This is a genomic window from Streptomyces sp. ST2-7A, from assembly GCF_021390475.1.
GTDB lineage: Bacteria > Actinomycetota > Actinomycetes > Streptomycetales > Streptomycetaceae > Streptomyces.
In genome coordinates this window covers 27784-53135 of record NZ_JAJUWS010000022.1, presented here as the reverse complement: position 1 = coordinate 53135, position 25352 = coordinate 27784, and the positions used below count along the sequence as shown (strand labels likewise).

Below are 25352 nucleotides of genomic sequence, written 5' to 3'. Positions count from 1 at the left end.
CGATCAGTTGAGCTCCACGCGCCCGGCCGCCGTCATCGTCCTCGCCGCCGGTGAGGGGACCCGCATGAAGTCCGCGACGCCCAAGGTCCTGCACGAGATCTGCGGGCGCTCGCTGCTCGGCCACGTGGTCGCCTCCGCCCGGCACACCGACCCCGAGCGGCTGGTCGTGGTCGTGGGGCACGCCCGGGAACGGGTGGGCGAGCACCTGGCCGGCATCGACCCGGACGTGCTGACCGCCGTGCAGGAGGAGCAGCGCGGCACCGGGCACGCCGTGCGCCGCGCGCTGGAGGAGTTGACCGCCCGGGGCGCCGCCCCGACCGGCACGGTGCTGGTGACCTGTGGTGACACCCCGCTGCTGACCGGGGAGACGCTCGCCTCGCTCGCCGCCGAGCACGCGGAGGCGGGCAACGCCGTGACCGTGCTGACCGCCGAACTGCCGGACGCGTCCGGCTACGGGCGGATCGTGCGCGCGGCGGACGGCTCGGTGACCGCGATCGTCGAGCACAAGGACGCCGACGAGGGGCAGCGCGCGATCCGCGAGATCAACTCCGGGGTCTTCGCCTTCGACGCCGAGGCCCTCGTCGCCGCCCTCGCGAAGCTGACCACGGACAACAGTCAGGGCGAGGAGTACCTCACCGACGTGCTCGGCATCCTGCGCGCCGAGGGTCGGCGGGTGGGCGCCTGCCGGGCCGCCGACCACCGCGAGATCTCCGGCATCAACAACCGCGTGCAGCTCGCCGCCGCACGCCGGATGCTCAATGACCGACTGCTGGAGCGGGCCATGCTCGCCGGCGTCACCGTCGTGGACCCGGCCTCGGTGTGGGTGGACGTGACGGTGGAGTTCGAGCCGGACGCGGTGATCCACCCCGGTACCCAGCTGCGCGGTGCCACCCGGATCGGCGCCGGTGCCGAGGTCGGCCCGCACTCCACCCTGACCGACACGGTCGTCGGGGCGGAGGCGACGCTGGTCAACACCGTCTCGGTGGGGGCGGAGGTCGGCGAGGGCGCGACCGTCGGCCCCTACGCCTACCTGCGGCCGGGCAGCCGACTGGGGGCCTCCGCCAAGATCGGCACCTACGTCGAGACCAAGAACGCCACCGTGGGCGAGGGCACCAAGGTGCCGCATCTCACATACGTGGGGGACGCCACGATCGGCGACCACAGCAACATCGGCGCGGCCAGCGTCTTCGTCAACTACGACGGGCAGCGCAAGCACCACACCACCATCGGCTCGCACTGCCGCACCGGCTCGGACAACATGTTCGTCGCGCCGATCACCATCGGGGACGGCGCCTACACCGCCGCCGGCTCCGTCATCACCCGTGACGTGCCGCCCGGTTCGCTGGCCGTGGCGCGGGGACAGCAGCGCAACATCGAGGGCTGGGTGGCCCGCAAGCGGCCCGGCAGCGCCGCCGCGAAGGCCGCCGAGGCCGCCGACGGCGGGACCGCCGGTGACGGCGGGGCGTCGGGGGAACGGCCGTCCGGGAACGGTTGAGGGGTGCACGGGGTGCCGGCCCGGGGCGTACCGTAAGGGGGGCCCTCACGGATGGCCGAAAGACGGCCGTCCGGGGCCGACCCGACGACTCCGAGCGACCGTCGATCACCCAAGGAGATCTGCTGTGACCGGGATCAAGACGACCGGTGAGAAGAAGATGATGCTCTTCTCCGGCCGCGCCCACCCCGAGCTGGCGAAGGAGGTCGCCGCCGAGTTGGGCGTGGGACTGGTCCCGACCACCGCACGGGACTTCGCCAACGGGGAGATCTACGTCCGGTACCAGGAATCGGTTCGCGGCGCGGACTGCTTCCTGATCCAGAGCCACACCACCCCGATCAACAAGTGGATCATGGAGCAGCTGATCATGATCGACGCGATGAAGCGGGCCTCGGCCCGCAGCATCTCGGTCGTGATCCCGTTCTACGGCTACGCCCGCCAGGACAAGAAGCACCGCGGCCGGGAGCCGATCTCCGCCCGTCTGATGGCCGACCTGCTCAAGACCGCCGGCGCCGACCGGATCCTGAGCGTGGACCTGCACGCCGACCAGGTGCAGGGCTACTTCGACGGCCCGGTGGACCACCTGTTCGCCCTGCCGCTGCTCACCAGGTACATCGGCGAGCGGGTGGACCGCGACAAGCTCACCATCGTCTCCCCCGACGCCGGCCGGGTTCGGGTCGCCGACCGCTGGTGCGACAAGCTGGGCGCCCCGCTGGCCATCGTGCACAAGCGGCGCGACCCGGACGTGGCCAACCGCGTGTCGGTGCACGAGGTCGTCGGTGAGGTCCGCGACCGGGTGTGCGTCCTGGTCGACGACATGATCGACACCGGCGGCACGGTCTGCGCGGCGGCCGAGGCGCTGTTCGCCAACGGCGCGGCCGACGTGATCGTCACCGCCACCCACGGCATCCTCTCCGACCCCGCCCCGGATCGGCTGAAGAACTCCAAGGTCAGCGAGTTCGTCTTCACCGACTCGCTGCCCACGCCGGGCGGCATGGACATGGACAAGATCACCGTCGTCTCGCTGGCCCCGACGATCGCCCGCGCGATCCGCGAGGTCTTCGAGGACGGCTCGGTCACCAGCCTCTTCGAGGGCGACGCCTGATCGCTCCCGGTGCCGGCTCCCCGACGGGTGAGCCGGCACCACCCGATTTCGACCGCGGCCTCCCCGCCGGGTACGCTGTGCGCGTTGCTCGGCGAGGGAGGCCGCGCACGCTTCGGATCGGACCGGCTCGAACCGCGATCGCGGGACACCGGCACCGGAGCGGGTGGCTGTCCGTTATCGACGCGCTCCTCATCGCGGTGATCCGCCCGGCCCCGGCCGCCGGCTCGCGCGGTGTGCGGCAGGCCCGTTGGGGCCGGGTGACACCCGGCCCGGGCCCCCGGGACCGACCGGGAACGACCGCATCCCGCGATCGCGCACCGCGATCCAGACCACGAGGAGCGCCACCATGAGCGACGTCAAGATCACCGCCGAGGTCCGCCGCGAGTTCGGCAAGGGCGCGTCCCGCCGCGTGCGGCAGGCCAACCGCGTGCCCGCCGTCATCTACGGCCACGGCGGCGACCCGGTGCACGTCACCCTGCCGAGCTACGACCTCATGATGGCCCTGAAGAACTCGAACGTCCTGATCACCCTGGACATCGAGGGCCGCGAGGAGCTGGTGATCCCCAAGGCCGTGCAGCGCGAGGTGCTGCGCCCCAACCTGGTCCACCTGGACCTGCTGGTGGTCAAGAAGGGCGAGCGGGTCTCCGTCGAGATCCCGATTTACACCGAGGGCGACCTGGCCCCCGGCCAGTTCCTCGTCGAGCACGTCCACAACACCCTGAGCGTGGAGGCCGAGGCCACCCACCTGCCGGAGAGCGTGACCGTCTCCATCGCGGGCCTGTCCTCCGGCGACCAGGTGTTCGCCAAGGACGTGAAGCTGCCCAAGGGCACCTCGCTGACCATCGACGGCGACGAGCCCATCATCCAGATCCTGGCCGCCCAGGCCGAGGAGCCCTCCGCCGAGTCCGAGACCACCGAGGTCTGAGCACCGGCGTCGGGGCGGCACGGGTGACCGTTCCCGCCCGACACACCCGGCCCCCGGGTCGTTTCCCGCCTACTTGAGGTGGACCAGGCCGTCCACGGTGACGGTGGGGCGGCCCGAGGTGCCGACCACCTCGATCCGCACGGTGTGCTTCGCGCTGCTCGTCCAGCTCTGCGTCCAGATCGCGTCCCGGTAGCGGGTGGTGGACGACTTCAGATCCACCGTCTTGGCGAGCTTGCCGTCCACGTACACCCGCACCTGGCCCGAGCCGGAGGCCCGGGAGACCACCAGCGCCGCCGAGCGGCCGGTGAAGGTCCAGGTGAGCGAGGAGTTCTTGGTCCCCGAGGAGAGCGACTTGCCACCCAGGTAGCGGGAGTCGGACCGGGTGGTCCAGGTGCCGGTCCGCTTGGCGGCGGTCTCCTGGAGGATCACCGGGGTGAAGGACGGGGAGACCGTGCGCTGGTTCCCGGCGGTGTCCAGGGCCCGGACCTGCCAGGTGGAGGCGGAGCCCGACTTCACCGTCAGGTCGGCGGAGGTGGTGGTCGCGGCGTAGGACCTCGCGACCGGCGAGAGCAACCGCACTCCCTCCAGGCGGGTGTTGTCGGCCGCCTTCCAGGTCAGCCGCACCGGCACCGCGCCGGTGTCGACCGTCCCGGCCCGCAGCGCCAGGCGCGGCGCGGTGGTGAAGGTCGGCGCGGTGGTGTCGGCGATGACGGTGACAGCCGGCGTGGTGGCCGTGCGGCCGGACAGGTGTACGCCGCGCACCGAGACCTTCCGGGTGCCGGGGGCCAGGGTGACGGCGACCGAGCGGGCGTTGCCGGCGGTGGTGGCGGCGACCTTGCCGTCCACCAACACCTCGAAGCGGGTGAGCAGTTGACTCGGCGTGCCGGTCTTCCAGGCGACCGTGGCGGAGGTCTTGGTGTAGTGGGTGGTGCCCACGGCGGTGGTACCGGTGACGCCGTTCAGCGCGAGACCGGTGGGCGCGCCGCCGGCGAGGCCACGGATGGTCTCCAGCTGCCCGTACAGCCGGTCGCCGGGGCACAGGGTGTTGTAGCCGTCGCGGTGTCCGTGGATGCGGGGCAGGGTGCGCACGGCGCCCTTGCTCCAGCGCTGCCCGGCGAGGTTGACGCCGTCGGCGCCGGCGACCAGGCCCACCGTGCCGGTGGGGTCGGCGCCGTACTGGCCGAGCTTCCAGGCCGACAGCCGGGCCACGGAGTTGAGCACGGCGGTGGGCGCGGCGGTGTCGCTGTAGGTGCCCAGGACGGCGATGCCGGTGGTCTGGTCGTTGAAACCGTAGGCGTGCGCTCCGTACACCGGCCGGTCCACGCCGCCCTTGCGGCCCTCGTGGATGGTGCCGCACTTGTCGACCAGGAAGTTGTAGCCGACGTCGCGCCAGCCCAGGGTCCTCACGTGGTAGGTGAAGATGCCCCGGACCACGGCGGTGGAGTTCTCACAGGTGTAGGCGTTGGACTCGGCGGTGTGGTGCACGACCACCGCCTTGACCACCGGGTCCGGCAGGTAGATGGCCTCCAGCGGGGTCGCCGCCTCGTCGGCGCCCCACTCCGCCCGGCTCACGATCGGCGGGCGCGGGGCGGTGGAGGGCGGCGCCGGCGGCACGGAGACGGTGGGGTCGGGGGCCGGGGTGGTCGGCTCGGGGTCGCTCGGTGCCGGGTCGCCCGGTGCGGGGTCGGTGGGCGCCGGGTCGTTCAGGGGGGCGACCGGCGTGTCGGCCCCGGGCTCCCCGGTCGCCTCGGCGGTGAGTTCCACCGGGGCGGAAACGGTGTCCCGTGAGCCGGGGGCGGGCTGGGGCTCCTGTTCGGGGACCGGCGCGGGCGTCGTGCCCGGCACGGGCGTCCCGGCGTTCTCCCCGCCGACCGTCTCGTCCCGGGTGAAACCGGCCGGATCCATGGTGCGCGCGGTGCCGGCGCCGGGGTCGATCATGTCCACGCGCAGACCGGCGGGCAGCTTCTCGGAGACACCCGTCTCCGAGACGACCCGCACCTCGATGCCGTCCGAGGGCCCCACCCACAGCGGTTCGGTGCCGCCGCGTTCGGCGTCCTCCCACTCGGCCGGGGCAGGGTGCGGTTCCAGGGCCAGCCAGGAGGACCAGGCCCCGCCGGCGGCGTCCCGGACCCGGGCCTCGACCGTGCCGACCAGCTCGGTCTCCGGGTCGGTCCAGGTGACGCCGATCAGACTGAAGGGATCGGTGGTGGTGCGGGGCAGTGCGGCGCGGGTGCCGCCGGCGGCACGGGCCAGGTCGGCCTCGTGCGTCTCCGGTTCGACCACGGCCGACGGGTCTCCGTCGGCCGTGCCGCCGGGGGTGGAGCCGTCGGCGATGCCCTGCATGACGAGGGTGCCGAGCACAGCGGCCCCCGCCACGACGGAGGTTCCCCACAGACGACGTTTCACAGACGTCTCCTCGAGCGTGCGCGCCCGGTGGGGACGCGCGATGACCCCGCGCCGTCGGCGGACGGCGCGGGCACAGCGGAAGTACGGGAGATGCGAAGGGTCCGCCCGGGTGGGGCGGGGTGGTACCGGCGGTGCGGGTGGGTGCCGGCGCGTGCGGGCGCCGGGGACGGCCGGAGCGGGTGAGGCCCCATCACACCCCTGCGGGCACGGCGGAGACCGCTGCACGGACCATCGAGATCACCGCGCGTAGCTTAACCGAACCCCCGTGTGGGTGAGGGGCGCCGGTAGGCTTTCGGACGAATCGGGGGACCGGACCGGCCCCCGGAGACGGCGGAGAGCGGGACGGACGGACGTGGCGGACGCGACGGAGACGACACAGGGACCCTGGCTGATCGTCGGGCTGGGCAACCCCGGCCCGCAGTACGCCGGGAACCGCCACAACGTCGGCTTCATGGTGGCCGACCTGCTGGCCGAACGACTCGGCGGTTCGTTCCGCGCGCACAAGTCGCGGGCCCAGGTCTGCGAGGGACGGCTCGGCGTCCCCGGCTCCGCCGCCGGCGCCCCCCGGGTGGTGATCGCGAAGCCGATGACCTACATGAACCTCTCGGGTGGTCCGACCGGCGCGCTGGCCTCCTGGCTGAAGGTCCCGGTCGAGCGGATCGTCGTCGTGCACGACGAACTCGACATCGACTACGGGGCGCTGCGTCTCAAGCGCGGCGGCGGTGACAACGGTCACAACGGGCTGAAGTCGATCACCTCGACGCTGGGCCGGGAGTACCACCGGGCACGCTTCGGTGTGGGACGCCCGCCGGGTCGGATGGATGTCGCCGCCTTCGTGCTCAAGGACTTCTCCACCGTCGAACGCAAGGAATTGGACTATCTCGTGGACCGGGCCGCCGACGCGGTGGAGGCCCTGGTGACGCAGGGTCTGGAACGGGCGCAGAGCACCTTCAACAGCTGAGGGATCGGGTACCCGCCGGGCCACCGGCCCCGACACCCCGGCCGTCGACTCCCGATGGGGGACCCCGGGCCGTCCCCCATCGGGAGGGACCTCCCTTGACCCGGCGCGGGGGATGACCAAGGATCGCGGCATGTCCGACACCGAGCGTCCCGGAAGTGGTCACCGGCCTCCCGGACGCCGGGAGGAACGGGAGTCCCGGCGTGCTCGGGGGGCACATGGGTCCCACGGGTCCCGGTCCGCCGACGAGCGGAACCCGTCGACCCGGGAGTTCGGGAACGACCCGGAACCGGAGGAGCCGGTCGGGGACGACGCCCCCGACGACTCCGACGACCCACCGGAGAGCGGCGCGACGCGCGCCGGCCGGTGGCTGCTGCGCGGTGTGCTGTCCCTGGTGGCCCTGCTGATCCTGGTATCGGGGGTGTGGACCTCCTGGGACACCATGCGGCACGCGGTCGGCAGCGGGGGCGGCGAGCGCGGAACGCTCACCCTCCAGGAGTGCGGGCGCGATGCCTGCGCCGGCTCCTTCGCGCCCTTCGGTGGTGAGCAGGGGGGCGATATCCCGCCAACCGCCGTGCTGGCCCAATCGGTCGGCCGTTCCCCCGGTGAGAGCTTCACGGTGGTGTTGCGCCCGGGGACGGTGGAAGCGGTGCGGACCGGCGGGCCGGGCGTGATGGAGTCCACCCTGCCCTTCGCGGGGGCCCTGATGCTGGCCTCCCTGGTGGTCGGGGGCGGCCTGCGGATGGTCCGCACGGGCTGGGTGATCGGAATCTCCGGAATTGTTCTGCTGGGCGGCATTTTCCTCACCTGGTAACCACGACGACTCCGGAGATCACCCGCCGGATTCCGGCACTTCAGCATCTGACGACCCGTAAACCTCCGTTACGGAACTGTTGCAGACGACCAATCGGCCATATGCCCTCAAGTGGGCCCATTCGACGTGGACACGCCTTGCCAAAAATCGCCCCTCACCCCGAAGCTATGGCAGCCACATTGTCCGATATTCATAAAGTCCCCCCAAGATGTGGACGGCCTCCATGCGCATCCTTTCCGCCAAGGGCGCCCTCGCGGCGTCCGCCGCCGCCGCGATGATCTTCCTCGGCGCGACTCCCGCCTCCGCGACCTTCAAGGACTACGACGCCGAACTCCGCCAGAAGACCCCCATCTCGGCGGACGAGTTCGAGACCGGCGACTGCCCCAAGGAGTTCGTCGGGAAGTACAAGGACGGCTGGCACTTCGTCGCTCCGCAGGGGATCTTCAAGAAGCTGACCGTCACCTTCGCCTCGGGTCACGAGGTGGTGGAGACCGAGTTCGCCAGGTACGGCAACCCGGCGGGCAAGCACGCTTACATCGCCTCCGAGGTCGGTGACCTGCTGGTCTCCGCCGAGGCGGTCATCACCGGCACCAAGACCGGTGGGGCGAGGTTCGAGGTTTTCAACCTCTCGCACACCTGCCCGGGCAAGAAGAAGCCGGGTGACACGACCGGCGGGACCACCGGTGACACCGGTGACACCGGCTCGACCGGTGACGAGGGCACCGAGGGCTCCACCGGTGACACCACCGAGGGCAGCACCGGCGACACCGGCTCGACCGGTGACGAGGGCACCGACGGTTCCACCGGCGACCAGGGCACCGAGGGCACCACCGGCAACACGGGCGACGCCACCGAGGGCACCACCGGCGACGAGGCCGAGGCCACCACCGGTGGCGTGACCCCCGACGGCGGCAGCGACACCCCGGACCTGGCCAACACCGGCTCCAACACCCCGGTGATCGGCGCCTCCGTCCTGGCCGCCGCCCTGCTGGGCGTCGGTGGCTACATGGCGATGCGTCGCCGCAACGCCACCGGTCGCGTCTGACGCGACGGCGGGCGACACCGCACCCGCACACACCACCCGGGAGGCCCCGCCCCCCACTCCCACCACGGAGTGGCGGACGGGGCCTCCCCACGTCGCCCGGGGCAGCGGGCGGGCGACGGCCGGAGATCACCCGGACGGAGAACGGGGCGGACGGCTCCCCGCCCCGTCAGGGGCCGGCGGGACGGAGGCCGGCGATGACGGTGGTGCCGTGGTCCTCCGAGGTCACCGCGTCGGGAACCAGCCCGGATCCCACCAGGACGGCCACCGCCGCGTCGGCCTGCCGGTCGCCGGTCTCGGCGAGGAGCCGCCCGCCGGGCGCCAACCACCGAACGGCCCCGGCCGCCACCCGGCGCAGGACATCCAGGCCGTCCGGGCCACCGTCCAGCGCCGCGCGGGCCTCGTGCTCCCGAGCCTCTCCCGGCAGCAGCGCGATGTCCCCGGTGGGCACGTACGGCACGTTGGCCACCAGAACCTCGATCCGCCCGCTCAGGTCGGCCGGCAGCGCCTCGAAGAGGTCCCCCCGGTGGACACGGTCCGGACCGAGGGCGACGAGGTTGCGGCGGGCGCACCGCACGGCGGCGGGATCCAGGTCGGCGGCGTGCAGGTCGATGCGCCTCTCCCGCTCCAGCAGGGCGGCGCCCAGCGCGCCGGAGCCGCAGCACAGGTCCACCACCACGATTCCCGGCCGCAACAGCGCGGCGGCCCGCTCCAGCAGGAACTCGGTGCGCCGGCGCGGGACGAAGACGCCCGGGTCCACGACGATCCACATCCCGCCGAACCGGGCCCGCCCGATGACGTGCTCCAACGGCTCGCCGGTCGCGCGGCGTTCGACCAGCGCGGTGAGTTCCGCCGACCCCGGTGCGGCGGCGATCAGCAGCCGGGCCTCCTCCTCGGCGAACACGCACCCCGCCCGTCGGAGCCGGGCGACGACCCCGGGGTCCGGAGGCTCCCCGGCCCCCGCCCCTCCGACCCCACCGGGGGTGTCGAACGGGTCGGGGTCGGCTGCCGGTTCGGACGACGGGACAGGGGTCATCGGTGATCTCCGGGGTCGGGAGGGGCGGTCACCCCCGGACCCGGGGGCGGGTACCGGCGCCGGACGGGGCCGGACGCCGCATCGCCGGGGGGGGCACCGGGATGTTCGGTGTCCCGCCCGGCGATGCGGCGCGGATGCGGTGCGGAAGCGACGACACGGATCGGTCCGGGGCGGATCGTATCGGGTTCGGCGGAGTCGAGGGAGCTCGTCGGGGCATCGGACCTTCCGGGCCCGTGATGGGCCCGTGGCGGGAGGACAGCGGTCAGAAACGGCGCATGGCGCGGGCCAGTGCGTTGCCGATGACCAGGTAGACCAGGGCCGCGATGCCGTAGTTGAGGACGACACGCCACCACTCGGGCTGCACGCTGAACATGTCACGCGACCAGCCGGCGAGCCAGTTGGCGGCGTCCCGCACGATCGACACCAGGGTGTTGTCCCGGTTGGCGTCGAGCAGGTACATGATGATCCAGAGGACGATGATGAAGGCGGCGACGTCCGCGATCACGGCGACGATGCCGGCGATCGGGTTTCCGGTACTTCTCCTTGTGGTGACCATGACGCACATCTTGCCCGTGCTCGGCGGAGCAAACCGGTGATTGTACGTTCCGTTCTCCGATTCGGCGACCCGACCTCCCGGAGAGCATGATCGAATTCCGCGCCGCACCCGGCGGCATCCGCCCGCTCGGCACGCGGGACGGGCCGCCCGGAAACACCCGGGCGGCCCGTTCCACGTCCCCGACGCGCCGTTCAGCCGGTGTTGCGCAGCCCGGCCGCGACGCCGTTGACCGTCAACAGCAGCGCCCGGGAGAGCAGCTGGTCCGGCTCCTCCCCGCGCTCGGCCGCCTCCCGCTGCCGCGCCAACAGCGCGACCTGGAGGTAGGAGATCGGGTCCAGGTAGGCGTCCCGGATCTGGAGGGTCTGCCGCAGCACCGGGTTGGCGGCCAACAGCTCGTCACCACCGGTGATCCGCAGCACCTCCGCCACGGTCAGCTCGTGCTCGGCCCGGATGGTCTCGAATACGTGCCGCAGCTCGTCGGGGACCAGCGTCTCCACGTAGTGCCCGGCGATCCGCAGGTCCGTCTTGGCCAGCGTCATCTCGACGTTGGACAGGAAGTTGCGGAAGAAGTGCCAGCGCTCGAACGCCTCCGAGAGCACTCCGTCCAGACCCGCCTCGCGGGCCGCCCTCAGCCCGGAGCCGACCCCGAACCAGCCCGGCACGATCTGCCGGGACTGCGTCCAGCCGAACACCCAGGGGATGGCCCGCAGGCCGTCGAGGCCGGCGCCGCTGTCGGGACGGCGCGAGGGCCGGGAACCCAGGTGCAGCTCGGCGAGCTGGTCCACCGGGGTGGAGGCGAAGAAGTACGGCGGCAGGTCCGGGTCCTCGACCAGCGCCCGGTAGGCGGTGTGCGCGGCCTCCGAGACGGTGTCCATCGCCGCGTCCCAGCGGGCCAGCGCTTCCTCGGGCTGCCGGGGCGAGGTGTGCAGGGCGGAGGCCTGGAGGGTCGCGGCGACCGTCAGCTCCAGGTTCTCCCGCGCCAGCGAGGGGACGAGGTACTTGTCGGAGATGACCTCGCCCTGCTCGGTCACCTTGATCTCGCCCTCCAGGGTGCCCCAGGGCTGGGCGAGGATCGCGTCGTGCGAGGGGCCGCCGCCACGGCCGACGGTGCCACCCCGGCCGTGGAAGAGCCGCAGCCGCACACCGTGCCGGTGGGCGACGTCGCGCAGCCGGCGCTGGGCGCGGTGGATCTCCCACTGTGAGGTGGTGATGCCGCCGAACTTCGAGGAGTCGCTGTAGCCGAGCATGACCTCCTGGAGGTCGCCGCGCAGCGCCACCAGCCGCCGGTAGGAGGGGTCGGAGAGCATCGCGTCGAGCAGTTCGTCGGCGATCTTCAGCTCGTCGGTGGTCTCCAGCAGCGGCACGATGCCGATCCGGGCCCATCCGGCGTGCAGGTCGATCAGCCCGGCCTCACGGGCGAGCACGGCGGCGGCGAAGACATCGTCCGCCCCCTGGCACATCGAGATGATGTAGGACTCGATGATCTCCGGCCCGAAGGTGTCCAGTGCCTCGCGGATGGTGGCGAAGACGCCCAGGGTGCGGGCGCCGGCCTCGTCCAGCGGTGCCGGGGTGGGGGCCAGCGGGCGGCGGGAGCGCAGCTCCTTGGCCAGCAGCCGGGTGCGGTAGTCACGCGGCATGTCCACGTACCGCCAGGACTCCTCGCCGAGCCGGTCGAAGAGCTGGCCCAGGGCCTGGTGGTGGGCGTCGGCGTGCTCGCGGACGTCCATGGTGGCGAGCTGGAGGCCGAAGGCGGAGATGGTCCGGATGATCCGCTCCACGTGCCCGTCGGCGACCAGCCCTCCGCGGTGCTCGCGCAGCGACCTCTGCACGATGCCCAGGTCCTCCAGCAGCTCGCCGGTGCCCCGGTAGTCGCGGCCGGGCTGGTGCGAGGAGCCCTCGCGCAGCCGGGAGAGGGTGTTGAGCAGCTTCTGCCGCACGCAGGTGACCTTGAGCCGGTAGGGCTCCTCCGCGTTGAGCCGCTTGTACCGGGGGGTGATCTCCGGCAGCAGTTCCAGGTCCCGGGCGAGGGAGTCGCGCAGCTCGTCGGTGACGCCGGTGTTGCGGATCGAGCCGGAGAGCGAACCGCGCAGTTCGTCCACGTGGTCCAGCGCCCGGCCGATGCCGTGCTCGTGCTGGAGCAGCAACACCTCCCGGGTGACGGTCGGGGTGACATTGGGGTTGCCGTCCCGGTCGCCGCCGATCCAGGTGCCGAAGGTGAGCGGGCGGGTGCCGGGGGGCAGCGGGACCCCGGCGCGCTCGAGCTCGGCGGCCAGGTCCTCCAGCAGGTCACCGACCGCGCCCCGGTGCAGCTCGTCGAGGTAGTAGATGGCGTTGCGGGCCTCGTCACCCGGCTCGGGACGGACCACCCGCAGCTCGTCGGTCTGCCAGATGAGGTCGATGTTCTCCGCGAGTCGCAGCTCCAACCGGCGGGCGTCGGCCTCGGAGGCCGCCGTCTCCAGCAGACCGGCGATGGCGCGGAGCTTGGTGAGCACCGAGCGGCGGGCCGCCTCGGTGGGGTGGGCGGTGAAGACCGGTCGCACCTGGAGGTTGGCGACGGTGCGGCGCACGTGCTCGGTATCGGCGTCCTTGAGGGTGTCGGCGGTGCGGGCGAGCAGGCCGCCCTCCTCCGCGCGGCGACGGCGCATGTCGCGCCCCCGGTGCACCTGCTCGGTGACGTTGGCCAGGTGGAAGTAGGTGGAGAAGGCGCGCACCAGCTTGGCCGCGTCGGCGATGTCGAGTTCGCCGAGGAGTTCGGCGGCGGCCTCACCATCGGTGCGGGTCAGTCGGCGGACGCGCTCGACGAGCTCGAGCAGTTCGGGGCCGTCCTGTCGGACGAGGGTGGCGCCCAGCAGCTCACCCAGGCGTCGGATGTCGGCGCGCAGGGCACTGCCGGGGTCGGCCGCCGCGATCGCCGCGTCCGCCCCGGGCCCGTCCCCGGCGGACGTGGTGTGGTCGGCCCCGCCGGACCCGCCGGATGGGGAGGTCGGAGTCTCCGTCGTGGTGTCGGCACTGTTGCTCACAGATGCGGCTCCTTGCGGCTCTTCGGTTCGGCAGGTCACGGACCGCGCTGTCCGACCGCACCAGGATAGGCACTCCGTGTCGCGCAGGGGACACCCCGACCGCCCCGTCCCGCTGGTCGGACGGCCCCGGCGGGGTGGGCGCGGATCGGTGCGGGGTGCGGTGCGGGGATGGTTACGTCACGGTGGAGGGAGGGAAGGAGACACGGACGACATCGGAACGGGAGCGGTACGGAAGGGGCCGGTCGTCGTGGAGACGTGTGAATCCTGCCCGGAGCCCCGCTCCGAGGGCGTGCGGCACGCGGCACGGCAACACGGACGGCTGTGTTCCCCTTTCGACTTACGGTTCCGTAGGTTACGGTGACGTAGGTGGAGCCCGGGTTCGGCTCCCCCGGGAGCACAGGGCGGTCATCCGCTCTCCGCCCCGGATGATGGTCCGTCGGTCGCTCCGGCAGGACCGCGCGCCCGATGGATGCGCGAAACGCGCGTCGCCCATCCACCGGTTCGCATCATGCCGTCGAACAGCGGCGGGTATCCCGCCCCGACCCTCCCCGTTGATACGTACATCAGTTCGCGGTGTCCCCGGAATTCCCGGTCACCGCCGATCCGCCCGTTTGTCCGGGGTGTGGCCTCCCCCGTCCTCCTCAGGACCCCGCCCACCCCCCTCCCACCCATGAGGTAGTACCTGTCATGACCACCAGTCCGGACCTTGTACCGCCCCCGTCCGCCGAGGCATCCGACGCCGGGAATTCCTTCGGCACCCTCGGCGGCGAGGAGCGCCGCTCCATCGAGCAGATCACCCTCCTCCTCTTCATCGTGGTGCCGTTCCTGGCACTGCTCGCGGCCGTGCCCCTGGCCTGGGGCTGGGGGGTGAGCTGGCTGGACCTGGGTCTGCTGGTGGCCTTCTACTTCATCGGCTGTCACGGCATCACCATCGGCTTCCACCGCCACTTCACCCACGGCTCCTTCAAGGCGAAGCGTCCGCTGCGGGTCGCGCTGGCCATCGCCGGCTCGATGGCCGTCGAGGGTCCGCTGATCCGCTGGGTGGCCGACCACCGCAGGCACCACAAGCACTCCGACGCCGAGGGCGACCCGCACTCGCCCTGGAGGTACGGCGAGACCGTGCCGGCCCTGATGAAGGGCCTGTGGTGGGCGCACATGGGGTGGATGTTCGACAAGGAGCAGACCTCCCAGCAGAAGTACGCCCCCGATCTGATCGCCGACCCCGACATCCGTCGCATCTCCCGCCAGTTCACGCTCTGGACCGTGGTCTCCCTCATCACCCCGGCCGTCATCGGCGGCCTGGCGACCTGGTCCTGGCAGGGCGCCCTGACCGCCTTCTTCTGGGGTTCCCTGGTGCGGGTGGCCCTGCTGCACCACGTGACCTGGTCGATCAACTCGATCTGCCACGCGGTGGGCAACCGGCCGTTCAAGTCGCGTGACCGCTCGGGCAACGTGTGGTGGCTGGCCGTGCTCTCCTGCGGTGAGTCCTGGCACAACCTGCACCACGCCGACCCGACCTCCGCCCGCCACGGCGTGGACCGGTGGCAGGTGGACTCCAGCGCCCGTCTGATCCGCTGGTTCGAGTTGGCCGGCTGGGCGCACGACGTGCGCTGGCCGAAGAAGTCCCGCCTGGACGCCAAGCGGGTCGCCGGTGACAACGACGGCTCCCGTCGGAACCGGTCGGAACGGCGTGAAACGGCCGGTTCGGGGACGGGCTCGGTGAACCCGGCGGAGAAGACCGACACCGGCGCGGCATGATGGGGGGCGTGGCGACCGAGAACAGCAGTACGGAAAAACCGGCCCGCACCACCCGACGTGCCCGGCGCCGGATGACCGGCACCGAACGCCGGGAGCAACTGCTGGACATCGGTCGCACGCTCTTCGCCGCACGCGGTTTCGACGGCACCTCGGTGGAGGAGATCGCCGCCAAGGCGGGGGTCTCCAAGCCGGTGGTCTACGAACACTTCGGGGGCAAGGAGGGCCTGTACGCCGTGGTCGTGGACCGGGAGATGTCCCGGTTGATGGACATGGTGACCTCCGCGCTCACCGCCGGACACCCCCGGGAACTGCTGGAGCAGGCGGCCTTCGCCCTGCTGGACTACATCGACCAGCACACCGACGGCTTCCACATCCTGGTCCGCGACTCGCCGGTGACCACCCCGACCGGTACCTTCGCCTCCCTGATCGGCGACATCGCCACCCGGGTGGAGAACATCCTGGGCCGCGAGTTCAAGAGCCGGGGGTACGACCCGAAGCTGGCGCCGTTGTACGCGCAGGCGCTGGTGGGGATGGTGGCGCTGACCGGTCAGTGGTGGCTGAACGTCCGCAAGCCGAAGAAGGCCGAGGTCGCCGCCCACCTGGTGAACCTGGCCTGGCACGGGCTCCAGGGGCTGGAGCACGAGCCGCGCCTGATCGGGCACCGCCGCACCTGAAAGGACCGCCCCTCCGGGGGTGGCCCGAGGGGCCGGCACGCGAACCCGCGTGCCGGCCCCTCACCGTTCCCCGGCCCCGGGGCCGGTCGGTCGCCCCGCCCCGGTCACGCCCCGGCGGGGCGGCGGGCGACGGCGAACAGGCGGCGGAAGGGGAAGACGGTGGTGCCGTCCGGGCGCCGGGGGTAGGCGGCGCGCAGCCGTTCGGCGTACTCGGTCAGGAAGGCGTCCCGCTCCGCCGGCGCGTCGGCGAGCGCGGTGAGGACGGGGCGCAGGGCGGTGCCCCGGGTCCATTCCAGGACCGGGTCCGGGCCGGTGAGGAGCTGCCGGTACTCGGTGGTCCACAGGTCCACCGAGCACCCCGTGGCGGCGAGTGCCTCGTGGTAGCCGTCGGCGTCGAGGATCGGGGTGGGGCCGCGCAGCACGTGGCCGAGGCGGTCGTGCCACCCGGGCGAGGAGCACAGCTCGCGGAGCAGCAGATGACTCGGGGCGTCGAAGTTGTCGGGCACCTGGAAGGCGAGGACGCCGCCGGGCAGCAGTCCCGCCACCCACTCCGGGAAGCGCTCGGCGTGGCACGGGACCCATTGCAGGGCCGCGTTGGAGACGATCAGGCCGTGGGGTTCCGCCGGGCGCCAGTCGGCGATGTCGGCGCGGGCGAAGTCGACGAGGCCGCCGCCGGGGGCGGGGCCGGCGTGGTCACGGGCGGCGTCCAGCATCTCCCCGGAGCTGTCCCACCCGGTGACCCGGGCGCCGGGGAAGCGGGCGGCGACCATCACGGTGGGGGTGCCGGGACCGCAGCCGAGATCGGCGATACGCGGGGGCGCACCGGGCGGCGCGGGGCCGTCGGCGACTCGGTCGAGGAGTTCGCGCAGCGGGCGCAGCCGGTGGTCGGCGTGGCGCAGGTACTGTCCGGGGTCCCAACGGGGGGCGGTCCGTTCGTCGCTCATGATGCGATCAGATCGCCGAATTATCTCGATGTCAAGATTCACCGTGCCGAGAAAGTTGACATCAAGAGACTTCACATCGACACAACTACTACACTGATCCCATGGAGGACGAGGTCGATCGACTGGTGGCGGCCTGGCGGCGGGAGCGACCGGACCTGGACGTGGAGCCGCTGGAGGTGCTCAGCCGTGTCAGCAGGCTGGCGCGCCACCTGGACCGCGCGCGACGCACCGCCTTCGCCGAACTGGATCTGGAGCCGTGGGAGTTCGACGTGCTCACCGCGCTGCGGCGAGCCGGCACGCCCTACCAGCTCTCCCCCGGCCGGCTGCTCACCCAGACCCTGGTCACCTCCGGCACCATGACCAACCGGATCGACCGGCTCGCCAAGCGCGGCCTGGTCGAGCGCCTCCCGGACCCGGAGGACCGGCGCGGAGTGCTGGTGCGCCTGACCGACACCGGCCGCGACCACGCCGACCGTGCCCTGGCCGGGCTGCTGGCCCGCGAACGGGACATCCTCTCCGAACTGAGCACCCCGCAGCGCCGGGAGTTGGCCGCCCTGCTGCGCGAACTGACGGCCCCGTTCGACAACACCCCGTACTGAGCCGTCGGGACCGACGGCGGGCACCGGCCGGTCCGCGCGAACGCCGCACCGGGCCACCGGGCCACCGGGCCACCGGGCCACCGGGCCACCGGGCCACCGGGCCACCGGGCCACCGGGCCACCGGGCCACCGGGCCACCGGGCCACCGGGCCACCGGGCCACCGGGCCGAACATACCGCCGGGGGCACCGTCGCGGGCCGAGGCCGCCCGAAACCCTAGAGGTCGGCGCCGGGTCCCCGCCCGCTCAGTCGGCCGGCGGCACGCCCGCCCGGCGGGCCAGCGCCACCGCCGCCAGCGTCGAGTGCACGCCCAGCTTGCCCAGCACGTTCTGCATGTGGGTGCGCACGGTGTGCGGGGAGAGGTACAGCCGTTCGGCGACCGCCTTGCGCCCCAGGCCCGCCAGCATGCAGCGCAGCACCTCCAGCTCGCGCGGCGTCAGCACCTCCACCAGCCGTTCGTGCTCGCTGCGGTGCCGGGTCTCACGGCTCAGCTCCACCAGTACGCCGGTCAGCAGCGCCGGCGGCAGGTGCGTCTCCTCCCGGACCACACCGCGCACCACCTGGAGCAGCCGCGCCAGCGAACAGTCCTTCGCCACCCAACCGCGCGCCCCCGCCGACAGCAGTCGGGCGCAGGCACGCGGGTCGTCCTCCGTCGCCAGCACCACCACGTGCAGTCGGGGCTGTCGGGCCCGCCAGGTGCCGATCCGGGCCGCCAGCGCGGCGCCCGCGTCCTCGGTGCCCTCGGCGGCGGCCTCCACCAACAGCACCCGCAGCGGGTCACCGGTCTCCCGGGCCCGCTCCACCAGTCGGTCCGCCGCGGCGGCCCCGCCGGTCGCGGCGGCCTCCACGTCCGGCTCGGCCGTCAGCGCCATCGCCAGGGACTCGGCGAACACCCGATGGCGATCCACCACCAGAACCCGGATCCGCTCCACCCTCACCCCCTGTACCGCGCGACCCGAGGGCCGTCATCGCCTCGTACGGCGGGCGGGCGTGACGCCCCGGCCGGCTTCCCGGGCACCCGCTCGGCCGCCGCCGAACGGACGGGCCACCGGACGGTGGACGCCACGCCCACCTGTCTCGCCCCCTGATCGGGCACCGGCCCCCACCGGTGCTGCGCCCAAGAGTACGGGCCGCGCGGCGCGTCGACAGGGCTTTGGACGAATCCCCTCCCCCGGGCCCGGTACCGACTTCGTCACGTCCCCGCGTTCCCGCTCGGTACGGCCCGGTGGGGTCGGGTGCGGCCCGCGAACACGGACGCGGGAACGGTGACGCGGCGGGAAACGGGCACGACCGACATCGGGGTGCTCCGAAGCCGTTGACCAGGGATTCGCCGCCACGGGCGATCCCTCCGTCCGCCCGGCTCGGCGACATCCGGCTCCCGCGTGTCCGACCTCCACGGCGTCGTCGCGCGCGTCGCCGCCCAGCCGGGGGACGTGAGTGCGCGGCGGCGATCCCGAGCACTACGATGGAGGAAAGGGCACTTTCGTCCATTTCGCACCTTTTCGCGCACGGTGCCGTGATCACGTCCCGCGAAGGGTCCCGACGCCCCTCGGGGAAGATCACGGGCTTCCCCCGGAGGGCCCGGCCCCGGCCGGCGCCGGATCCCCGGCGTGGGGGAAGGGTCCGCGCACTCGGCGCACACCCCCGCCGGTTCGAGGAGGCGCGAAGGGCGGTGCCCGCCCGCGGGAGAGCCGTGGTGACGGGGCGCCGGCTCGCGCACCCGGCGCACACCCCGCCGACGGTCGCCGGGCCGGCGGCGGGCGCGACACCGGACGATGCCGTCGGAACCCGCGTGGCGACGCCCGCGCGGCCCGTGGATTCGTCGCCCCATCCCTCCGAGGAGGCACCTCATGCCACAGGTGCGAGCCAACGGCGTGAATCTCCACCACGAGACCGTGGGAGAGGGGGAACCGCTCGTCCTCGTCCACGGCTCGTGGAACGATCACCGAAGCTGGCAACCCGCGATCGGGGCAGGTCTTTCCGCCTCCTTCACCGTGATCTCATACGATCGCCGCGGCCACGGCCGGAGCGAGGAGGTGCCGGGCCAGGGCACCCGACGGCAGGACGAGGACGACCTCGCGGCGCTGATCGAAGAACTCGGCCACGCCCCCGCGCACGTCGCCGGCAGTTCCTTCGGCGCCGCGATCGTGCTCGGCCTCGCCGCACGCCGACCCGAACTGTTCCGCAGCATCACGGCGCATGAGCCACCACTGGTGGGGATCGTGGCCGACGACCCGGAGTCCATGGCACAGGTGCGGCCGATGACGGCCTCCTTCGACGCCGTGATGGCACACCTCCGCCGGGGGGAGGACGAGCGGGGCGCGCGCCTGTTCGTGGAGGAGGTGGTTCTGGGCCCCTGCATGTGGGACCGGCTGCCGGCTCCCCTGCGTGAGACGTTCGTGAGCCACGCGCCGACCTGGCTGGACGAACAGACCGACCCGTCCTGGGCCGCGCTGGACCTCGACGGGCTCTCCACCTGCACCGTGCCGGTGCTGCTGAGCCGTGGCGGCGAGAGCCCCACCTGGTTCTCGACCGTCCTGGAACGGCTGGCCGCGGTCCTCCCCGGGGCGCGGCGCCGGACCTTCGAGAGCGCGGGTCACATCCCGCACATCACCCATCCGCGGGAGTACGCGACCGCTCTCACCGGGTTCATCCGCGCGGCGGGAGCCGAGGAACGCGCGTCCGGCCGGTGATCCGGTTCACTCCGCCGTCGGCGCCCCCACCCGGGAAATCACGTGGGTCCGGGACCCGGGATCGCGGGGAGTCATGTGAACATCGGCCTGCCGGAACCGGCCGAGCCGCCACCGGGCGCGACCTCGCTCCCGCCACCCTCCGGCGGTTGGCCATCGCGGTTGGCCATCGAACAGGGTTTCACCGGGGGTGCGCCGGTCATGCCCCGCCCGCGGTGGGGCCGGCGCGTCCCCGACCGCCCGCCGGATCCGTGGCGGATCGCTCCCGGAAACGCCCCCGGGGACCGGTGCCGAACGCGGCACCGGTCCCCGGGGGCGTCAACGGGTCAGATGACGCGGCGGGCGCCGGTCGAGGGGACGGCCTCGAAGACGCGTGGCTGCGGGTGCCCGGCGGCGGCCGAGGCGGCCATCACCCGCTCCCCCAGCTCCCCGACCGCGTCGGCCTCGACCAGCACGATCGCCGATCCGCCGAAGCCGCCGCCGGTCATCCGGGCGCCCAGCGCGCCGGCGGCGAGCGCCGTGCCGACCACCAGGTCCAGCTCGGGGCAGGAGACCTCGAAGTCGTCCCGCAGCGAGGCGTGGCCCTCGCTCAGCACCGGCCCGATCTCCCGGGCCCGGCCGGTCTCCAGCAGCTCCACCACCCGGCCGACCCGCTCGTTCTCGGTGACCACGTGCCGCACCAGGGCGCGGACCACGGGGTCGGTCAGTCGGGCGAGCGCGTCGCCCAACTCCGCGTGCGGGATCGAGCGCAGTGAGGGCACGCCCAGCTCCTCCGCGCCGGCCTCGCAACCGGCCCGGCGTTCGGCGTATCCGCCGTCGGCCAGGTCGTGCTTGACCCGGGTGTCCACGACCAGCAGTCGCAGCCCCTCGGCGGCCATGTCGAAGGGGACCTGCCGGGCCGCCATGTCCCGGGTGTCCAGGTGCAGCAGGTGGCCGGCGGTGCAGCAGGCGGAGGCCATCTGGTCCATGATCCCGCAGGGGACGCCGACGAAGGCGTTCTCCGCGCGCCGGCCGATCCGGGCCAGCCGCTGCCCGTCGGCCGGCTCCCCGTACAGCTCGCACAGCGCCATGGCGGTGGCGACCTCCAGGGCGGCGGAGGAGGACAGGCCGGCGCCGGTGGGCACGGTGGAGGTGACGCACAGCGAGGCGCCGCCCATCTCGTGACCGGCGTCCCGCAGCGCCCACAGCACACCGGCGGGGTAGCCGGTCCAGCCGGGCACCGCGCCGGGGACCAGGTCCTCCAGCGGGAGCACCGCCACCGGGCCGGGGACGTCGGCCGAGTACAGCGCGAGGACGCCGTCCCCGCGGGGCGCGGCGGCCACGGTCGTGGTGTGTGGGAGGGCCAGCGGCATCACGAAGCCGTCGTTGTAGTCGGTGTGCTCGCCGATCAGGTTGACCCGGCCCGGCGCGGCCCACACGCCGGTGGGCTCGGCGCCGAAGATCCGCTCGAAGAGGCGGGCGGTGTCGCCGGCGCGGGCGGCGTCGGAGGCGCGCGCGTCGTCGGCCGAGGCGGCGGCGGAGGCGGCGTCCGCGTCGGCGCCGGGGGAGGCCGCGGTGGGCTGGTTCATGAGATGGAGGCGTCCTTCCGTTGCTGCTCGCGCCGGGCGAACTCCCAGGCGTCGGCGATGATCCCGGCCAGGTCGGCCCTGGTCGGGTTCCACCCCAGGCGGGTCCGGGCCCGCTCGGCGGAGGCCACCAGGACGGCGGGGTCGCCCCCGCGCCGCTCGGCGGCGACCTCGGGGATGGGCCGACCGGTGACCTGTCGGGCGGTCTCGATCACCTCGCGGACCGAGAAGCCGTTGCCGTTGCCGAGGTTGCAGATCAGGTGCTCACCGCCGGTGGCGGCGTCCAGGGCCAGCAGGTGCGCCTCGGCGAGGTCGTCCACGTGGATGTAGTCGCGCACGCAGGTGCCGTCGGGGGTGGGGTAGTCCTCGCCGAAGACGTGTATGGCCTCCCGGCGGCCCAGCGCCGCCTGGAGCACCAGCGGGATGAGGTGGCTCTCCGGGTCGTGCCGCTCGCCCTGCTCGCCGTGCGCGCCGGCGACGTTGAAGTAGCGCAGCGAGACGGCGGCCAGGCCGTGCGCGGCACACTCTCCGGTGATCATGTGGTCCACGGCGAGCTTGGTCGCGCCGTAGGGGCTGGTGGGGGCGGTGCGCGCGTCCTCGGTGATGGGGGAGGTCTCCGGCTCGCCGTAGACGGCGGCGGTGGAGGAGAACACCAGGGTCCGCACCCCGGCCTCCCGCATGGCGGTGAGCAGCTCGGTGGTGCCGCCGACGTTGTTGCGCCAGTACTTCTCCGGGTTGACCACGGACTCGCCCACCTGCGAGGAGGCGGCGAAGTGCAGGACGCCCGCGTAGGAGGGGTCGAGCCACTTGCCGGCGTCGCGGATCGAGCCCTCGACGAACTCGGCGCCCGCCGGGACGCCCTCGCGGAAGCCGGTGGACAGGTCGTCCAGGACCGTCACCTCGTGCCCGGCCGCCAACAGGTGGGCGGTGACCACGCCACCGACGTAGCCCGCCCCTCCGGTGACCAGATACCTGCTCACTGACCCTCCACCTCACGCAGTCGCTCCGCCGCCGCCTCCGGCAGCACGTCACTGACAAACGCTCTCATGCCGGATTCCGAACCGGCGAGATACTTCAGCTTCCCCGGGCCGCGCCGGATCGTGAACAGCTCCAGGTGCAGGGCGAACTCCTCGCGCGGCAGCGGCAGTCCGTCCCCGAAGGGCGCCTGGTGCCAGCCGGAGATGTACGGGGTGGGCGGTGCGTCGGGGCCGAAGATCCGGTCGAAGCGGCGCAGCAGGTCCAGGTACAGGCGGGGGAACTCGGCACGCTGGGCGTCGTCGAGGGCGGTCAGGTCCGGCACCCGGCGGCGCGGGTACAGGTGCACCTCGTAGGGCCAGCGGGCGGCGTACGGGACGAAGGCCACCCAGTGCTCGCCGTCCAGGACGATCCGCCGGCCGTCGGCCAGCTCCTCCGCCACCAGCTCGTCCCACAGGTTGCCCTCTCCGGCGGCGCGGTGGGCGGCGGCGGAGTCCATGGCCCGGGCGGTGTGCGGGGTGACGTAGGGGTAGCCGTAGATCTGGCCGTGCGGGTGGGCGAGGGTGACGCCGATCTCGGCGCCCCGGTTCTCGAAGCAGTACACCTGCCGGACACCGGGGTGCCGGGAGAGTTCGTCGGTGCGGTCGATCCAGGCGTTCAGCACCACGGCCGCACCCTCCTCGTCGAGGTCGGCGAAGGAGGAGTCGTGGTCGGAGGTGAAGCAGACCACCTCGCAGCGGCCGGTGCCGCCGCCGAAGGAGGGGAAGCGGTTCTCGAAGACCGCGACCTCGTAGGAGGACTCCGGGATCTCGCTCAGACGCTCCCCGACGGTCGGGCACAACGGGCACTGGTCGGCGGGCGGCATGAAGGTGCGGCCCTGGCGGTGGGCGGCGTAGCCGATCTCCTCGCGCAGCAGGCGGTCCACCCGGACCTCCGAGGAGGAGGTCGCGGCCCCGAGCGGGCGCCGGTCGGGGGCGGACCGGACGGCGTCGTCCGCCCGGTCGTAGTAGATGAGCTCCCGGCCGTCGGCCAGCCGGGTCATGGTCTTCTTCATCGCCGCCCTCTTCGGTCCCGCCGGTGTGTCCCGCACCCGACAACAGGCCAATTTTTTCACCAATAAGTCAAACAGAAACAAACACAATGAAGCACAAGAGGAACTGCGCGTCAACGGCGCCCGGGCACGGGGAGCGGGCACGGCACCCGCCGGCCCCGAGGGTGGTACCGGCGCTCCCGGGAAGAACCGCGCCTGGATGAACCCCGCGCCCGCCCCCAGCCTGGTGTGACCCGCCGGGTGGCGGGATCGAACACGAGAGAGCGGGTCACCATGCGCGACTTCGATCACCTGTACATCGACGGCACATGGACCACCCCACTGGAGGGCACCGTCGTGGAACGGACCGACCCGGCGGACGGCCGCCCCACCGGTCGGGTGGTGATGGGCGGGGCGGCGGACGTGGACCGCGCGGTCGCCGCCGCCGACCGCGCCTTCGACACCTGGTCCCGGACCACCCCGGCGGAACGGATCGCCCTCCTGGAGAACGTCCTCAACGAATTCGACAAGCGGGTCGAGGAACTGGCGGAGGCGGTCACCGAGGACATGGGTGCGCCGATCACCCTCGCCCGGCAGGGACACGTGCCCTCCGGACGGGGCCGGATCGCCGGCGCCATCGACGCCTTGACCGGATACGCCTTCGAGGAGCGGCGCGGTCCCACCCTGATCCGCCGCGAGCCGCTCGGCCCGGCCGGGCTGATCACCCCGTGGAACTTCCCCGTCCTCCAGATGGCGGGCAAGACCGCCTCGGCGCTGGCCGCCGGCTGCACCGTGGTGCTCAAGCCCGCCGAACTCGCCCCGCGTTCCGCGGAGGTGTTCACCGAGGTCATGGACGCGGCCGGCACCCCGACCGGCGTCTTCAACCTGGTACCCGGCCACGGGGCGGTCGCCGGGGCCGCGCTGGCCTCCCACCCCGGGATCGGCGTCCTCTCCTTCACCGGCTCCCTCGCCACCGCCGTGAGGGTGACGACGGCCGCCGCGCCCACCATGAAGCGCGTGCTCACCGAACTGGGCGGCAAGTCCCCGCACATCCTGCTGCCAGACGCCGACTTCGGGATCGCCGTGGCCACGGTGCACCGATGGATGATGGCGATGACCGGACAACTGTGCAGCGCTCCCAGCCGCACCCTGGTGCCCCGGGCGCGGCTGGAGGAGTTCCTGTCCGTTCTGGTGCCCTCCCTGGAGGCCCTGACGGTGGGTGACCCGCGCGACCCGGCCACCGACATGGGCCCCCTGGTCTCCGAGGCGCAGTGGAACACCGTGCAGGAGTGGATCCGGCGGGGAACGGAGGCCGGCGCCCGGCTGGTCACCGGCGGCCTCGGCAAGCCGGGGGTCCCCGACGGGCTCGAGGCCGGCCACCACGTCCGACCGACCGTGCTCGCCGACGTGACCAACGACATGGCCGTCGCCCGTGAGGAGATCTTCGGCCCGGTGATGTCGGTCATCGCCTACGACACCGTGGAGGAGGCGATCGCCATCGCCAACGACACCCCGTACGGCCTCGCCGCCTACGTCGTCGGCGCCGACCGGGAGCGGGTGGACGAGGTCGCCTCGCGCGTCCGGGCCGGAGCCGTGCTCCTCAACGACGCCGAATTCGACTGGAACGCCCCCTGGGGCGGGTACAAGCAGTCCGGAAACGGGCGCGAGTTCGGGGTCGAGGGCATGGTCGGATATCTGGAGACCAAGGTGATCCACGGCGGTTGACCGTCGTCGGGGAGAGGCCGCGCGGCGCGGGGCGCCGGAG

The 25352-nt window shown here is 72.9% G+C and carries 21 protein-coding genes; 12 read left to right on the top strand and 9 right to left on the bottom strand.

All coding sequences use genetic code 11. From position 1 onward, the window contains the following. Positions 1-7: 7 nt before the first annotated feature. The 3 genes from glmU to LZF96_RS14935 all read left to right on the top strand — a co-directional run bounded on the left by glmU (position 8) and on the right by LZF96_RS14935 (position 3522). Positions 8-1495 (top strand): bifunctional UDP-N-acetylglucosamine diphosphorylase/glucosamine-1-phosphate N-acetyltransferase GlmU, encoded by a 1488-nt coding sequence (gene glmU, locus LZF96_RS14945; RefSeq protein ID WP_233871698.1) that lies wholly within the window; start codon positions 8-10, stop codon positions 1493-1495. A 124-nt stretch (positions 1496-1619) separates the two neighbouring features. Next, positions 1620-2597, top strand: a complete 978-nt coding sequence (locus LZF96_RS14940; protein WP_233871695.1) for a ribose-phosphate diphosphokinase — start codon at positions 1620-1622, stop codon at positions 2595-2597. A gap of 346 nt (positions 2598-2943) precedes the next feature. Next, positions 2944-3522, top strand: a complete 579-nt coding sequence (locus tag LZF96_RS14935; RefSeq protein WP_233871692.1) for a 50S ribosomal protein L25/general stress protein Ctc — start codon at positions 2944-2946, stop codon at positions 3520-3522. A 69-nt stretch (positions 3523-3591) separates the two neighbouring features. Here the strand turns inward: LZF96_RS14935 and LZF96_RS14930 are convergent, their stop codons facing one another. Continuing rightward, entirely contained in the window at positions 3592-5865 is a 2274-nt protein-coding gene (locus LZF96_RS14930) for an N-acetylmuramoyl-L-alanine amidase (RefSeq protein WP_233871810.1), read from the bottom strand. A 415-nt stretch (positions 5866-6280) separates the two neighbouring features. On the opposite strand from LZF96_RS14930, the gene pth reads away from it, so the two are divergent. The 3 genes from pth (at position 6281) to LZF96_RS14915 (ending at position 8745) form a co-directional block, all read left to right on the top strand. Continuing rightward, positions 6281-6889, top strand: a complete 609-nt coding sequence (gene pth, locus LZF96_RS14925) for an aminoacyl-tRNA hydrolase (RefSeq protein ID WP_233871689.1) — start codon at positions 6281-6283, stop codon at positions 6887-6889. A gap of 130 nt (positions 6890-7019) precedes the next feature. Continuing rightward, positions 7020-7700: a hypothetical protein gene (locus LZF96_RS14920; RefSeq protein ID WP_233871686.1), complete on the top strand. Its 681-nt coding sequence runs from the start codon at positions 7020-7022 to the stop codon at positions 7698-7700. 223 nt (positions 7701-7923) lie between these two features. Then, positions 7924-8745 (top strand): LPXTG cell wall anchor domain-containing protein, encoded by an 822-nt coding sequence (locus LZF96_RS14915; protein WP_233871683.1) that lies wholly within the window; start codon positions 7924-7926, stop codon positions 8743-8745. A 166-nt stretch (positions 8746-8911) separates the two neighbouring features. Here LZF96_RS14915 and LZF96_RS14910 read toward each other — a convergent pair whose 3' ends face one another. The 3 genes from LZF96_RS14910 to ppc form a co-directional block, all read right to left on the bottom strand. Then, positions 8912-9778: a putative protein N(5)-glutamine methyltransferase gene (locus LZF96_RS14910; RefSeq protein WP_233871680.1), complete on the bottom strand. Its 867-nt coding sequence runs from the start codon at positions 9776-9778 to the stop codon at positions 8912-8914. 262 nt (positions 9779-10040) lie between these two features. Next, positions 10041-10334, bottom strand: coding sequence for a hypothetical protein (locus LZF96_RS14905; protein WP_233871677.1), 294 nt, complete (start codon positions 10332-10334; stop codon positions 10041-10043). Between the two features lie 191 nt (positions 10335-10525). Continuing rightward, on the bottom strand, positions 10526-13243 hold the full coding sequence (ppc, locus tag LZF96_RS14900; protein ID WP_233871807.1) for a phosphoenolpyruvate carboxylase: 2718 nt from the start codon (positions 13241-13243) through the stop codon (positions 10526-10528). A 798-nt stretch (positions 13244-14041) separates the two neighbouring features. Here ppc and LZF96_RS14895 point away from each other — a divergent pair. Together LZF96_RS14895 and LZF96_RS14890 are read left to right on the top strand one after the other, a co-directional pair. Further along, entirely contained in the window at positions 14042-15112 is a 1071-nt protein-coding gene (locus LZF96_RS14895) for a fatty acid desaturase (RefSeq protein WP_233871673.1), read from the top strand. After that, a complete protein-coding gene (locus LZF96_RS14890; RefSeq protein ID WP_233871670.1) occupies positions 15109-15786 on the top strand; it encodes a TetR/AcrR family transcriptional regulator in 678 nt (225 codons plus the stop codon). Before LZF96_RS14895 ends, LZF96_RS14890 begins: the two co-directional genes overlap by 4 nt. A gap of 104 nt (positions 15787-15890) precedes the next feature. Here LZF96_RS14890 and LZF96_RS14885 read toward each other — a convergent pair whose 3' ends face one another. Then, positions 15891-16730 (bottom strand): trans-aconitate 2-methyltransferase, encoded by an 840-nt coding sequence (locus tag LZF96_RS14885; protein ID WP_233871667.1) that lies wholly within the window; start codon positions 16728-16730, stop codon positions 15891-15893. Positions 16731-16831: 101 nt separating this feature from the next. On the opposite strand from LZF96_RS14885, the gene LZF96_RS14880 reads away from it, so the two are divergent. Continuing rightward, on the top strand, positions 16832-17329 hold the full coding sequence (locus LZF96_RS14880) for a MarR family winged helix-turn-helix transcriptional regulator (protein ID WP_233871664.1): 498 nt from the start codon (positions 16832-16834) through the stop codon (positions 17327-17329). A gap of 243 nt (positions 17330-17572) precedes the next feature. Here LZF96_RS14880 and LZF96_RS14875 read toward each other — a convergent pair whose 3' ends face one another. Next, positions 17573-18259: a response regulator transcription factor gene (locus LZF96_RS14875; RefSeq protein ID WP_233871661.1), complete on the bottom strand. Its 687-nt coding sequence runs from the start codon at positions 18257-18259 to the stop codon at positions 17573-17575. A 918-nt stretch (positions 18260-19177) separates the two neighbouring features. Between LZF96_RS14875 and LZF96_RS14870 the strand changes: the two genes are divergently transcribed. Next, positions 19178-20020, top strand: a complete 843-nt coding sequence (locus LZF96_RS14870; protein ID WP_233871658.1) for an alpha/beta fold hydrolase — start codon at positions 19178-19180, stop codon at positions 20018-20020. Between the two features lie 323 nt (positions 20021-20343). On the opposite strand, the gene galK is transcribed toward LZF96_RS14870, so the two are convergent. The 3 genes from galK to galT are packed head-to-tail and all read right to left on the bottom strand — an operon-like array spanning position 20344 to position 23611. Further along, on the bottom strand, positions 20344-21585 hold the full coding sequence (gene galK, locus LZF96_RS14865; RefSeq protein WP_233871655.1) for a galactokinase: 1242 nt from the start codon (positions 21583-21585) through the stop codon (positions 20344-20346). Then, complete coding sequence (gene galE / locus LZF96_RS14860; protein WP_233871652.1) at positions 21582-22562, bottom strand: UDP-glucose 4-epimerase GalE; 981 nt, start codon at positions 22560-22562, stop codon at positions 21582-21584. Before galE ends, galK begins: the two co-directional genes overlap by 4 nt. Beyond that, a complete protein-coding gene (gene galT, locus LZF96_RS14855; RefSeq protein ID WP_233871649.1) occupies positions 22559-23611 on the bottom strand; it encodes a galactose-1-phosphate uridylyltransferase in 1053 nt (350 codons plus the stop codon). The genes galE and galT overlap by 4 nt, the downstream gene beginning before the upstream one ends. Between galT and LZF96_RS14850 the strand changes: the two genes are divergently transcribed. After that, on the top strand, positions 23598-23840 hold the full coding sequence (locus tag LZF96_RS14850; protein WP_233871646.1) for a hypothetical protein: 243 nt from the start codon (positions 23598-23600) through the stop codon (positions 23838-23840). The two genes, galT and LZF96_RS14850, sit on opposite strands and share 14 nt — an antisense overlap. A gap of 41 nt (positions 23841-23881) precedes the next feature. After that, on the top strand, positions 23882-25312 hold the full coding sequence (locus LZF96_RS14845) for an aldehyde dehydrogenase family protein (protein ID WP_233871643.1): 1431 nt from the start codon (positions 23882-23884) through the stop codon (positions 25310-25312). The last annotated feature ends 40 nt before the right edge of the window (positions 25313-25352 follow it).

Excerpts from the sequence above, each read along its gene's own strand:
- LZF96_RS14935 (WP_233871692.1), top strand. The coding sequence starts at position 2,944 with ATGAGCGACGTCAAGATCACCGCCGAGGTCCGCCGCGAGTTCGGCAAG.
- LZF96_RS14930 (WP_233871810.1), bottom strand. The coding sequence starts at position 5,865 with ATGCAGGGCATCGCCGACGGCTCCACCCCCGGCGGCACGGCCGACGGA.
- LZF96_RS14920 (WP_233871686.1), top strand. The coding sequence starts at position 7,020 with ATGTCCGACACCGAGCGTCCCGGAAGTGGTCACCGGCCTCCCGGACGC.
- LZF96_RS14915 (WP_233871683.1), top strand. The coding sequence starts at position 7,924 with ATGCGCATCCTTTCCGCCAAGGGCGCCCTCGCGGCGTCCGCCGCCGCC.
- LZF96_RS14910 (WP_233871680.1), bottom strand. The coding sequence starts at position 9,778 with ATGACCCCTGTCCCGTCGTCCGAACCGGCAGCCGACCCCGACCCGTTC.
- LZF96_RS14905 (WP_233871677.1), bottom strand. The coding sequence starts at position 10,334 with ATGGTCACCACAAGGAGAAGTACCGGAAACCCGATCGCCGGCATCGTC.
- LZF96_RS14895 (WP_233871673.1), top strand. The coding sequence starts at position 14,042 with ATGACCACCAGTCCGGACCTTGTACCGCCCCCGTCCGCCGAGGCATCC.
- LZF96_RS14890 (WP_233871670.1), top strand. The coding sequence starts at position 15,109 with ATGATGGGGGGCGTGGCGACCGAGAACAGCAGTACGGAAAAACCGGCC.
- LZF96_RS14885 (WP_233871667.1), bottom strand. The coding sequence starts at position 16,730 with ATGAGCGACGAACGGACCGCCCCCCGTTGGGACCCCGGACAGTACCTG.
- LZF96_RS14880 (WP_233871664.1), top strand. The coding sequence starts at position 16,832 with ATGGAGGACGAGGTCGATCGACTGGTGGCGGCCTGGCGGCGGGAGCGA.
- LZF96_RS14870 (WP_233871658.1), top strand. The coding sequence starts at position 19,178 with ATGCCACAGGTGCGAGCCAACGGCGTGAATCTCCACCACGAGACCGTG.
- galK (WP_233871655.1), bottom strand. The coding sequence starts at position 21,585 with ATGAACCAGCCCACCGCGGCCTCCCCCGGCGCCGACGCGGACGCCGCC.
- LZF96_RS14850 (WP_233871646.1), top strand. The coding sequence starts at position 23,598 with ATGGTCTTCTTCATCGCCGCCCTCTTCGGTCCCGCCGGTGTGTCCCGC.
- galT (WP_233871649.1), bottom strand. The coding sequence starts at position 23,611 with ATGAAGAAGACCATGACCCGGCTGGCCGACGGCCGGGAGCTCATCTAC.
- LZF96_RS14845 (WP_233871643.1), top strand. The coding sequence starts at position 23,882 with ATGCGCGACTTCGATCACCTGTACATCGACGGCACATGGACCACCCCA.